The organism is Protofrankia sp. CiP1_Cm_nod4 (genome assembly GCF_982290645.1).
This window is the reverse complement of the sequence record NZ_CEVIVC010000094.1, coordinates 8,601-20,285: the sequence shown is the minus strand read 5'-3', so window position 1 is coordinate 20,285 and position 11,685 is coordinate 8,601. Positions and strand designations below refer to the sequence as shown.

At 73.9% G+C, this 11,685-nt stretch carries 9 protein-coding genes; 3 read left to right on the top strand and 6 right to left on the bottom strand.

Annotation, left to right across the window (positions count from 1 at the left end; genetic code table 11):
• A partial coding sequence (locus tag AC5LSR_RS16915) for a homocysteine S-methyltransferase family protein (protein WP_493468670.1) occupies window positions 1-930 on the bottom strand: 930 nt, incomplete at its 3' end.
• Between the two features lie 254 nt (window positions 931-1,184).
• Between AC5LSR_RS16915 and AC5LSR_RS16910 the strand changes: the two genes are divergently transcribed.
• Window positions 1,185-2,024 carry a PAC2 family protein gene (locus AC5LSR_RS16910; RefSeq protein WP_250282022.1) on the top strand — a complete coding sequence of 280 codons (840 nt, stop codon included), beginning with the start codon at window positions 1,185-1,187 and terminating at the stop codon, window positions 2,022-2,024.
• A gap of 117 nt (window positions 2,025-2,141) precedes the next feature.
• On the opposite strand, the gene AC5LSR_RS16905 is transcribed toward AC5LSR_RS16910, so the two are convergent.
• From AC5LSR_RS16905 to AC5LSR_RS16885, 5 genes are all read right to left on the bottom strand, one after another.
• The gene (locus AC5LSR_RS16905; protein ID WP_250282021.1) at window positions 2,142-2,954 is read right to left on the bottom strand and encodes a hypothetical protein; all 813 of its coding nucleotides are present in this window, start codon (window positions 2,952-2,954) and stop codon (window positions 2,142-2,144) included.
• Window positions 2,955-3,016: 62 nt separating this feature from the next.
• Window positions 3,017-4,258: a cysteine--1-D-myo-inosityl 2-amino-2-deoxy-alpha-D-glucopyranoside ligase gene (gene mshC / locus AC5LSR_RS16900; RefSeq protein ID WP_250282018.1), complete on the bottom strand. Its 1,242-nt coding sequence runs from the start codon at window positions 4,256-4,258 to the stop codon at window positions 3,017-3,019.
• 85 nt (window positions 4,259-4,343) lie between these two features.
• Window positions 4,344-5,129, bottom strand: a complete 786-nt coding sequence (locus tag AC5LSR_RS16895) for an SCO1664 family protein (protein ID WP_250282015.1) — start codon at window positions 5,127-5,129, stop codon at window positions 4,344-4,346.
• A gap of 95 nt (window positions 5,130-5,224) precedes the next feature.
• Window positions 5,225-6,028, bottom strand: a complete 804-nt coding sequence (locus AC5LSR_RS16890; RefSeq protein ID WP_493468669.1) for a histidine phosphatase family protein — start codon at window positions 6,026-6,028, stop codon at window positions 5,225-5,227.
• A gap of 157 nt (window positions 6,029-6,185) precedes the next feature.
• Window positions 6,186-7,010: an undecaprenyl-diphosphate phosphatase gene (locus AC5LSR_RS16885; protein WP_250291239.1), complete on the bottom strand. Its 825-nt coding sequence runs from the start codon at window positions 7,008-7,010 to the stop codon at window positions 6,186-6,188.
• 431 nt (window positions 7,011-7,441) lie between these two features.
• Here AC5LSR_RS16885 and AC5LSR_RS16880 point away from each other — a divergent pair, with 431 nt between their 5' ends.
• Window positions 7,442-9,721 carry an AAA family ATPase gene (locus AC5LSR_RS16880; protein WP_493465076.1) on the top strand — a complete coding sequence of 760 codons (2,280 nt, stop codon included), beginning with the start codon at window positions 7,442-7,444 and terminating at the stop codon, window positions 9,719-9,721.
• Window positions 9,718-11,643 carry a glycosyltransferase family 39 protein gene (locus AC5LSR_RS16875; protein ID WP_250291237.1) on the top strand — a complete coding sequence of 642 codons (1,926 nt, stop codon included), beginning with the start codon at window positions 9,718-9,720 and terminating at the stop codon, window positions 11,641-11,643. Before AC5LSR_RS16880 ends, AC5LSR_RS16875 begins: the two co-directional genes overlap by 4 nt.
• Window positions 11,644-11,685: the final 42 nt, after the last annotated feature.

Sequence of the window (11,685 nt, the reverse complement as noted above, 5' to 3'; positions counted from 1 at the left end):
GGGCACACCCCGGCCGGCGACCCGCTCGACGACCTGGCGCAGGTGCTCGGGGGTGGTGCCGCAGCAGCCGCCGACGAGCACCGCGCCGTAGTCGCGGGTGAAGACGTCCTGGGCGTCGGCGAGCTCCGCCGGGGTCAGCGGGTAGGTGGCGCCGTCGCTGCCCAGTTCGGGCAGGCCGGCGTTCGGCATGACCGACAGCCCGGCCCGGGCCTGCTGGGACAGGTAGCGCAGGTGCTCGCTCATCTCGGCCGGGCCGGTGGCGCAGTTCAGGCCGATCAGGTCGATGCCGAGCGGCTCCAGCGCGGTGAGCGCCGCGCCGGTCTCCGAGCCGAGCAGCATCGTGCCGGTCAGCTCCACGGTGATCTGCGCGATCAGGGCCACCCGCCGGCCGGCCTCGGCCATCGCGCGGCGCGCCCCGATGATCGCGGCCTTGGCCTGCAGGAGGTCCTGGGCGGTCTCGACCAGGATGGCGTCGACGCCGCCGGCGAGCAGGCCGGCGGCCTGCCGCTGGTAGGCGTCCCGCAGCGGCCGGTAGGTGATGTGGCCGAGGCTGGGCAGCTTGGTGCCGGGGCCCACCGAACCGAGGACGAAACGGGGCTGACCCGGCCGGCTCCAGAAGTCGGCAGCCTCACGGGCGATCCGGGCGCCCGCCTCGGCCAGTTCCCCGATACGGTCGGCGATGCCGTACTCTCCAAGATTGGCGAGGTTGACCCCGAACGTGTTTGTCTCGACCGCGTCACACCCGACAGCGAAGTAGGCGTCGTGGACCGCCCGTACCACGTCTGGACGCGTCACGTTCAGGATCTCGTTACAGCCTTCGTGCCCGTCGAAGTCGTCGAGTGTCAGGCCGGTGGCCTGCAGCATCGTTCCCATGGCGCCGTCGGCCACCACGACGCGCTCGGCCAGGACGGACAGCAGATCTCCTCGCACGTCCGAAGCGTACCGGTAGCATCACCGCCGCCCATGGTCGTGGCTTGCGCCGCGTCCTGGGTTCGCCCTGCTTACGGGCCTTCCGGCCGGCAATATTTTTGTCAGCCGGACGGTGGGGCGGGACGGGCCGGGACGGTCCCGTGGCATTTCCCCGACAGTGGGGCACAAGGATCCGCCGGCACGCGCGAGCGTAGGACGTACCGTTGCACTGTCACAGGGGCAGTGAACCGCCAGGGGGCGGCAGGAGGTGGCAGGTGATCGAGTTCTCCGATGTCGGTCAGCTACGGTCGCCGATCGTAGTGGCTGCCTTCGAGGGCTGGAACGATGCCGCGGACGCGTCGTCCGCGGCCGTCGAGCATCTGGAGTCGACGTTCGACGCGCGGGTCGTCGGTGCCATCGACCCGGACGACTACTACGACTTCCAGGTGAACCGGCCGACGGTGAGCGGGACAGGCGACGACCGTAAGATCGCCTGGCCGACGACCCGGCTGTCGGTGGCGCGCCCGACCAGCGGCGACAGCGACCTGATCCTCATCCGCGGCCTGGAGCCGAACATGCGCTGGCGCAGCTTCACCGACGAGCTGATCGAGGCCGTGCACGCCCTGGGCGGCGAGACGGTGGTCAGCCTCGGCGCGCTGCTCGCGGACTCACCGCACACCCGTCCGGTGCCGATCAACGGCACCGCCGGGGACGCCGGCACCGCCGCCCGCTTCCGGCTGGACGCGTCGAAGTACGAGGGCCCGACCGGTATCGTCGGGGTCTTCGCGGACGCGTGTACCCGCGCCGGGCTGGCGAGCGTGTCCTTCTGGGCGGCGGTCCCCCACTATGTGGCGAACCCGCCCTGCCCGAAGGCGACGCTGGCGCTGCTGCGCCGGGTCGAGGACCTGCTCGACATCGAGATCCCCCTCGGTGACCTGGCCGACCGGGCCCGGGCCTGGGAACGCCAGGTGGACGAGCTCGCCGCCGGCGACACCGAGGTCGCCGAGTATGTCCGGGCACTTGAGTCGAGGGAGCCGGAGACCGAGCTGCCGGAGGCCAGCGGGGATGCGATCGCCCGCGAATTCGAACGGTACCTGCGGCGCCGCGGACGGTAGCCCACCGGCCCTTGGACCAGATCGTGCATGCCCTGCCCGAGTGCGACACACGACACAGGACCCTCCCCGCCGCCCGTTCTGACGCTCCGCCGCCCGGCGGCCGCCGTTCCTCGGCGGCTACTCCTCGACGACCTCGGCGTCGAGGATGTCCTCGTCGTCGCGGTAACGCGAGGAGCTACCGGGCACCTTCGCCGTCCGGGCGAAAAGGCTCGTATCGGTAAAGCTCGCATCAGTGACTTTCTGCTCTGAGCCTATCACTGTCTGCGCGGATGTAGCCACGTCCTCCGGACGGTACGCAGTGGCCCGTTCACGCTCCTCGGCGCCCACGCCCGCGGTCCCGGCCCGGGCCAGCTCCGTGACCGCCCGGTCGATCTCCTCGGTGTTGACCAGGCTGCGCAGCCGCAGCAGCGCGCCGAGCACCTCGCCCTGCTGGCGGCGCAGCGTCTCCAGGCTGCCGGACAGCTGCGTGATCTGCGTCTCGATGTCGGCCTGCCGCTGCCGGGCTTCCAGCCGGGACTGCTCGACCGCGTCGAAGAGCAGCCTGTCGGCCTGCTCGCGCGCCTTGCGCACGATGGGATGACTGGCGGCGGAGTCCTCGACGACCTCCTGGAGGGCCCGCTCCGCGATACCGCGGGCACCCGCGACGATCTCGTCGGCCTCCTGCTGCGCGATGGCCAGCATGATGCCGATCCGCCCACCCGCCTGCGCCGGCGACCGGTCGGGCAGCTGGGCCTCGGCGTCCCGGCGGCGGCGTTCGCTCTCCAGCGCCGCCTCGGCCGCGGCCGCCCGGGCCGTGACCTGGCCCGCGTACCGCCACAACGTGTCCAGGTACGCCTCGACCTGCTGGGGGTCGTAGCCCCGCGCCACCTCGTCGAATGTCGGCCGTTCACCGTAGGTTCCAGCGTCTGCCCGCTGGTAGTGGGCGCCCATCAACGTGAACATCCTCCAGGCACGACAGGGTCACGGCACGACAGGGTCACGGTACAACCGGGTCACGGTACAACCGGGTCAAGGTCCACCCCGAGCAGCGAGTCGATGATGGCACGTGCCAGTCCGGGAGCCTCGAGGTCCTGGCCGCCCACGGTCAGCGCCGTGGCCGCCCAGCGGTCGACCGCGGCGAGCGCGCCCGGGGCGTCGAGATCGTCCGCGAGATGCCGGCGGACGTCGTCGAGCAGCGGCCGGGCGTCCGGGCCGCGCTCACCGGCGGCCGCCGCCTGCCAGTGGGCCAGCCGGTCACGGGCGGTGTCGATCGCGCCCGGTGTCCACTCCCATCCCACGGTGTGCCGGTGGTCGAGCAGGGCGAGCCGGACCGCCGCCGGCTGGACACCGCCGCGCAGCAGCCGGGAGACGAACTCCAGATTCCCCCGCGACTTCGACATCTTGTGCCCGTCGAGGGAAACCATGGCGGTGTGCACGTAGGTACGGGCGAACGGCCACACCCCGCTGGCCGCCTCCGCGTGGGCGACGCCGCACTCGTGGTGGGGAAACACCAGGTCGGTGCCGCCGCCCTGAATGTCGATGCTGTCCCCGAGGTGCGCCAGCGCGATAGCCGCGCATTCGATGTGCCAGCCCGGCCGGCCCGGCCCGAACGGGGAGGGCCACGACGGTTCCCCGGCGCGTTCCGCCCGCCACAGCAGCGGGTCGAGCGGATCCTCCTTGCCCGCACGCCGCGGGTCACCACCGTTCTCCGCGGCCCGGGCGACCATTTCGGCGTGGCTGAGGTGGGAGACCTCGCCGAAGCGGGGAGCCACGCCGATCGGGAAATAGATGTCCTGTTCCACCGGGTAGGCCGCGCCACGGTCGCGCAACTGTTCGATCAGTTCGATGACAAGCGGAATCGACTCGACCGCCCCGGCGTACACCGCGGGCGGAAGGATGCGCAGCGCGGTCATGTCGGCGCGGAACAGTTCGGTCTGGCTGCGGGCAATCTCCCGCCAGTCCAGGCCATCCCGCCGGGCCCGCTCGAACAGCGGGTCGTCGACGTCGGTGACGTTCTGGACGTAGACGACGTCGTGCCCGGCATCCAGCAGAACCCGGTACGCCAGGTCGTAGGTGAGATAGGTGAATGCGTGCCCAAGATGCGTGGCATCATACGGGGTGATCCCGCAGACGTACATTCGGACTGTCTGCCCCGCGGCGAGTGGGCGCACGGCGCGGGTGGCCGTGTCGGAAACCCGGAGGGGTAATCCCCGGCCAGGCAGCCGGGAGCGAGAGGGAGCCGGCCAGGATTGCATATGGTCAGCGTAGCCGGACGCGCGGAACACGCAGTCGCTTCGGGGGATCCGCGGACCCGCGCCCGCCGGCCGGTTGGCCGGCAGGTCAGAAGGGCGGCCAGGGGATTGCCGGCCAGTCACCGGACGGCATCGGAAAACGGCGTTCGGTCAGCAGCCGGGCGGCCCGGGCCCGCAATCCGCCGATTTCCGCGGTGGTGAGAAGGCCGGCGAGCGCCGCCGCGAGCGGGCCGTCGAGAGCCTCCCGCAGGCAGGTGAGCAGTTCGGTCTCGTCCGCGCGCAGGCGCTGGCCCCGCCACGTCCACAGCACTGTCCGCAGTTTGTTCTCGACGTGGAAGGTCACTCCGTGGTCGACGCCGTAGACGCGGCCGGACGGGGCGGGCAGCAGATGCCCGCCCTTGCGGTCGGCGTTGTTGATCACGGCGTCGAACAGGGCGACCGCCCGCAGCCGGGGATCGTCGGAGCGGATGAGAGCAAGCAGGTCCACGGTCTCGTCGACGTCGATCCACAGCTGGACCATGCCCGTCCCGAACGGGCCGCCCCGCAGCACCGTGGGCGGCACGATCCCCGTCCCGGTCTCCTCGGAGACCAGGTAGGCCGCGCGTTCCCGGCCGGCCAGCGTCCCGTCGGGGAAGTCCCACAGCGCGCGCTCGCCGCGCACCGGCTTGTAGACGCAGCGCCGGTCGACCCCGTCCAGGCTGATCTCGCAGTACAGGGTGGCGTTGCTGGCCTCGAGCAGGCGTCCGGTGACGGTGATCTCGCCGTCCCGCAGCAGCGTGAGGGCGTCGGACGCGTCGAGGCCCCCGGTGTCGGCCGGACCGGGCCCCGGCCCCGGCCGTCCAGGCGGGGTGACGTTGGAAGCGGGCTCACTCACGCCACCCAGTCTGGACGGCCGGGTGCGCGCCCGTCCCGCCCTGTGGCCCACCCTGCTTATGGTTCGGGCTTATGGTTCGGCCTACGCCCCGCCGCCTACGCCCCGCCGCCTACGACCGCGTCGCCCTCGTCGGCGGGGAACGTCAACGGGGCCGGCAGCAGGTCGGCGACGGGACCGCCCCGGTCGTTCACCCGGACCACGAACGGCCGCCGTTCGGTGTAGCGGATGATGGTCAGCGAGCAGGGGTCGATCAGTATCCGCTGGAACAGGTCGAGGTGGATGCCCATGGCGTCCGCGACGATCGCCTTGATGACGTCGCCGTGGGAGCAGGCCAGCCAGACCGCGCCCGGGCCCAGCCGGGTGTTCCAGTCCCGCACCGCGGTGACGGCCCGGTGCTGGGTGTCGCGCAGCGCCTCACCGCCGGGGCCGGGGAAGACCACCGCGCTGGGATGGTCCTGCACGGTCCGCCACAGCGGGTCGGCGGTCAGCACCTTCGTCTCCTGACCGGTCCAGTCGCCGTAGTGGCACTCCCCCAGCCGGTCGTCGAGCGTGACGGCGTCCCGCTCCTGCCCGCCGGCGCCCACTCCGGCGCCGGACGCGGCCGGGGCGGCCGGGGCGGCCGTGCCGGGCCCGGCAGGGCCGGCGTCACCGGCCTGTTCGTCTTCGCTCCGGCCCGCGGTGGCCGCCCGCTGTCGCGCGGCGATCGCCTCGGCGGTCTCCCGGCAGCGCTGCAGCGGGCTGGAGACGACGGCGGTGAGCGGGACGGACGCCAGCCGCCCGGCCAGCGCGTGGGCCTGCGCCCGGCCTCTGTCGTCGAGGCCGACACCCGGCGTCCAGCCGAGCAGGATGGAGCCGGTCACCGCGGTCAGCCCGTGGCGCACGAGCAGAACGGTGGTCACCGCGGCTGCCCGACGGTGCCCCGCACGGCGATCCCCGCCGCGATCCCTGTCGCGGCCCGCATGACGACCTGCACGATGCCCACCCGCGAGACGCTGTGTTGCCGGGACATGTTCCCAGGACCTGGTTTCCGGGACCTGGCTTCCGGAACGATCGCCGTCATGGCGTGGCCGCGATCACTCCGGAAGCGACCAGAGAGAGTACCAGGCTCCCCAGCGCCACCCGGTATGCGACGAACACCATCGTGCTGTGCCGGACGAGGAACTTCAACAGACCGGCTATGGAGGCGTACCCGACGCCGAAGGCGAGGATGGTCGCGATCACCGTGGCCCCGGTGCCCGCGCCGCCGTCCTCGCCGATCTTGCGGAGCTCCAGCAGGCCGGAGAGCACCACGGCGGGGATCGACAGCAGGAAGGAGTAGCGCGCGGCCGCCTCCCGGGTGAGCCCGGTCAGCAGCCCCGCGGTCATCGTCGACCCCGACCGGGACACCCCCGGGATGAGCGCGCACGCCTGGGCGCACCCGATGATGGCCGCGTCCCGCGGCCCGATGTCGTCGACGTCGCGCTTGAGCGTGGCCTTCCGCTCGGCGTACAGCAGCGCCAGGCCCAGCACGATCAGCGCCGAGCCGATCACCCACAGGTTGCGGGCACCCGTTTCGATCTGGTGCTGGAAGGCGAAGCCCATCAGCCCGATCGGGATCGTGCCCAGCCCGATGTACCAGCCGAGGCGGGAGTCGAGCGTACGGCGGATCTCCGGGTCCCGCAGGCCGCGGGCCCACGCCAGCGCGATGCGGCCCAGATCCCCACGGAAGTAGATCAGGACCGCGGCCATGGTCCCGAGCTGGGTGACCGCGGTGAACGCCGCGCCGGGATCCTCCCAGTCGAAGAACGCCGGGACGATCCGCAGGTGCGCCGTACTGGAGATCGGCAGGAACTCCGTCAGCCCCTGCACGGTGCCCAGCACGACTGCTTCCAGGGCGTTCACTCCCGGCCCCCTCTGTGTGGCTCTGCGTATGGCGTACGTGGCATTGCATGATCAATGCTGGACGTGGCCGCTGTCACCGCGATCGGCACGACAGGGGCGGTGTCGATGATCGGGATACGAGCCGCCACCGGGAGACCTGCTCAGGGTAACCGGCCGGACGCCGTGCGCCCGGCCGCCCCGGATCCGCCGTGGCGGGGCCCGCCGGGTCGCATCGACCTTAGCGGCCCCCGCCCACGGGCCCTCGCCCGAGGCTCCCCGGAGGGCGGGAGCCGCTGTTCCACTGATCGTCTGTGGATCCCCCGTCGATCCCCCGTCGCTCCCGCGTCGATCGCCGGTCGCTTCCGCACCGGACGTCACCGTCGGTAACTACTGGTGGCACGTCGGGATTCGGCGCGCAACGGCCGGTCCGACGGCCGCTCTAGACTGCCGGCATGCCGGCCGAGACCATCTCCACCGACGAGCCCCCCAGCCTGGTCAGCGACGGGGCGCCAGCGGACGGCCCGGTGGGCGCGACGGCCGCCGCGGCCGTCGGCCCGGGCGTCGATCCCGCTGTGGTGTTCACCGCCTTCTGCGCCGCCGGGCTGTGGCCGGGGCTCGGCCGGACGATCGCGGCCCGCCTGCCCGACGCCGGGATCCGCGCCCCGTCCGACGTGGACGCGGCCCGGCTGGCGACCGTCCCGGGGGTCCCTCCCGCGCGGGCCCGGCGGCTGGTGGAGTCCTTCGCCGCCGCCGGGGGCGCCTTTGCCGCGGCCGAGCTGCTCATCCTGGCCGACCTGCCGGTCCGCCTGGTCCGCCGGCTGGTCGACGAGCTCGGGCCGGGAGTGGCCGACGCCCTGCGTGCCGACCCGTGGGCGCTGCTCGCCGCGGGCGAGGCGGAGCTCACCCAGGCCGACCGGCTGGCCCGGGCCATGGGCGCGGGCCGTGACGACGACCGGCGCGGCCCCGCGGTGGTCGCCCACCTGCTGCGCCGCGCCGCGTCCCGCTTCGGGGACACCGCGGCGGAGGTGGACCCGCTGCTGCGGGCCGCCGCCCGTGACGGGGTCGTGGACCCGGCGGCGGCGCTGGGCAGCGCGGTCGAGGACGGCCAGGTGGTCATCACCGGCAGGCTGGCCGCGCTCGAGCGGTACGCCACGGCGGAACAGACCCTGGCCGAAGGGATCGCGCGGCTGCTGGCCCTCGCCGAGCCGCTGCGCCCCGGATCCGCCCGCCCCCGGCCGGCCACAACGGCCACAACGGCCACGACGGGCACGGCACCGGCACGCCCACCGGCCGCCGGCGAGGACGATGACGATCTTCCTGGCATGTTCGACGCCCTGGACGACATCGACGCCCCCGGCCCCGGGGAGAGCGCGGACGGCGCGGAGCCGGGCGGCCCCGCGGACGCCGCCGCCAGGGAAGCGGCCCCGGCAGCGGACGCGGACGGGAACGACGGGGCGGACGAGGACGACGAGGCGGATGAGGCGGACGAGGGCCTCGCCGCCGTCCTGGCCGGCCTGGACGAGACCCAGCTGCGCGCCGCCCGCACCGCCCTCGACGCCGGTGTGAGCCTGCTCACCGGCGGTCCGGGGACGGGCAAGAGCCGGACGGTCGCCGCGGTTGTGCGGCTCGCCCGCGCCGCCGGCGCGCAGGTGGCCCTGGCGGCCCCGACCGGCCGGGCCGCCAAGCGGCTGGAGGAGCTGTGCGAGTGGCCGGCGAGCACGCTGCACCGGCTGCTGCAGGCGCAGGGCACCTCCGGGACCTTCGCGCGCGACGCCGACAACCCGGTCGAGGCGGACCTCGTCGTGGTCGACGAGGTGTCCATGCTCGACGCCGAGCTCGCCGCGGCCCTTGTCGACGCCTGCGCGGACGGCACCCATCTGCTGCTCGTCGGGGACCCGGCGCAGCTGCCCAGCATCGGCCCGGGCCGGGTGCTGGCCGACCTGCTGGCGGCCGGGGTGGTGCCCGTGACCGAGCTGCGGCGCCTCTACCGGCAGTCCGAGGGCGGCGGGATCGCGACGCTGGCGACGGCCGTGCGCGCCGGCGAGCTGCCCCCGCCCCCGTCCGGGCCGGACCGCGAGGTGGTCGTGGTGCCCACCCGCGGCTCGGGCGAGGCGGCACACCGGGTCGTCCAGCTGGTCACCGGCTCCATCCCGCGGGCGCTGGGCATCCCGGTCGCGGACATCCAGGTGGTGACCCCCGTCCACGGCGGCCCCGCGGGGACGCAGGCGCTCAACGCCGCGCTCAAGCAGGCGCTCAACCCCGGTGCCGGGGCGGCCGGCGGGTTCGACGTCGGGGACCGGGTGGTGGCCACCGCGAACCATCTCGACGACGGGTTCGCCAACGGCGAGATCGGCGTGGTGACCGCGACCGGTGACAAGGGCGCGCTCACGGTGGCGTTCCCCGGCGGGGACGTGGTGGTCCCGGGCGGGATCGTCGGGGACCTGCGGCACGGCTGGGCGGTCACGGTCCACCGGGCCCAGGGCAGCGAGTGGCCGGCGGTGGTGGCCGTGTTCCCCCCGGAGGCGGGCCGGATGCTGACCCGTCCGCTGATCTACACCGCGTTGACCCGGGCGCGGCGGCACCTGTCGGTGGTGTCCGTCAACGGCCCGGCGCTGCGGGCCGCGGTACACAGCGCCGGTGGCCGGCAGCGCGCCACCCTGCTGCCGGTCCTGCTCGCCCAGGAGGTCCAGCCTGAGGCGGCCGACGAGGAGGGACGGCAGGACGGATCATGAGCCCATCCGAGCTTTCCCCCGCCCCCGTGCGGGCCGTGGCCGATCAACCGGCCGGCACCGACGATCGGCAGGCCGGCACTGTGAGTACCGTCTCGCTGGTGAGTGCCGACTTTTCCGGGAGCCCGGTGGCGGATCCGCCCGCGCCGGCGCCCCCCGCGCCGGCAGCGGTGCCGGCCGCGCCGGCGTCTCCACCGGCGGTAGGGCTGGAAACGGCGGTGGCGTCGAGCGCGGCACCGGCGGTGGCACCGACAGCACCGACAGCGGTGGCGGCACCGACAGCGGTGGCGTCCCGCCCGGAGGCGGCGCGCGTCCCGTCGGCGGCCGTTCCCGGCGAGGCCGAGCGGCCGCCGGCCACGCCCGACTGGGTGGCGCACGGGGAGCGCTGGCTGCGCCGGCTGCTGGTCGTCGGCACCATCGCCGCGATCGTGATCGGGGCCATCGCCCGCTTCGCGACCCCGAGCCATCTCTGGCTGGACGAGTCGCTGACGGTGGAGATCGCCCGCAGGCCGGTCGGCGGCCTGCTCGACGCGCTGCGGCGGGACGGCTCACCGCCGTTGTACTACCTGTCGCTGCACGTGTGGATCTCGATGTTCGGGACGGGTGACGTCGCCGTCCGTGCGCTGTCGGGCATCCTGTCGCTGGTCACCCTGCCGGTCGCCTGGATCGCCGGCCGCCGGGTCGGGCGGATCGCGGTGACGTTCGGCAGCGGTGACGCCGACACCCCGCGCCGGGCGGGCCTCGCCGCCCTGCTGCTGTTCGCCTGCTCGCCGTACGCGATCCGCTACGGCAGCGAGACCAGGATGTACTCGCTGGTCGTCCTGCTGGTCCTGCTGTTCGGGCTGGCCCTGGTGCGGGCGCTGGAGCGGCCGTCCCGCCGCCGGCTGGTGGTGCTCACCGTGGCCACCTCGGCGCTGGTCTACACCCACTACTGGACGTTCCTGCTGCTCACCACGGTCGCGGTCTTCCTCGCGCTGCAGGCGCTGCGCCGGGCGAACTACCGCCGCCCGGCGCTGTCGGCGCTGGCGGCGATGCTCGCCTCGGCGGTGGTGTTCGCGCCGTGGATGCCGTCCTTCCTGTTCCAGATGCTGCACACGGGCACGCCGTGGGCGGCCCGGGTGCAGGCGCAGGTGCTGCTGGACACGGTGTTCGACTGGGCCGGCCCGACCTCGACCGGCGCGCTGCTCGGGGTGGTCCTGCTCGCCGCGGCCCTGCTCGGCCTGACCGGGCGCCCGCAGGACGACGGGCTGCACATCGTCCCGACCGGGCGGGTGCCCGGCCGCTACCTGGTCGCGGTGTGGCTCCTCCCGCTCGCTCTCGCCTACCTGGTCAACACCACCGGCGGCAGTGCCTATACGGAGCGTTACACCGGGATCTCGCTGCCGGCCTGCCTGCTGCTCGCCGCGCTCGGCATCGGCCTGCTGCCCGGCCGGGCGCACGTCACGCTGCTGGTCATCGTCTGCGTGACCGGGCTGTTCGGCGGCTGGCACATGGCCCGGCAGGAACGCACCCAGAGCGGGGAGATCGCGAACCGGATCGCGGCGCTGGCCCGGCCGGGTGACGTGGTCGCCTACTGCCCCGACCAGCTGGGCCCGGCGGTGTACCGGGCGATCGAGCGCCGCGGCGGCCTCGACGTCCGGCAGATCGTCTACGCCGACACCAGCGGGCCGGCGCTGGTCGACTGGGTCGACTACGCGGAACGGATGCGACGGGCCTCCGGCGCCGACTTCGCCGCCCGGGTGAACGCGATGGCCGGGCCGGGGCACGCGGTGTTCCTGGTCCGGGCGGACGGCTACAAGACCCTGGAGGGGGCCTGCGCGGTCGTCTCCGACCAGCTGGCCGCCCTGCGCGACCGCACCTTCCAGGTCGACCGCCGCATGGTCTACGAGGGTGCCTCGCTGGAACGCTTCTCCACCCTGCGCTGACGGGCAGGCCGCCGCTGCCGGCAGCCACCCGGCCGGGCCGCC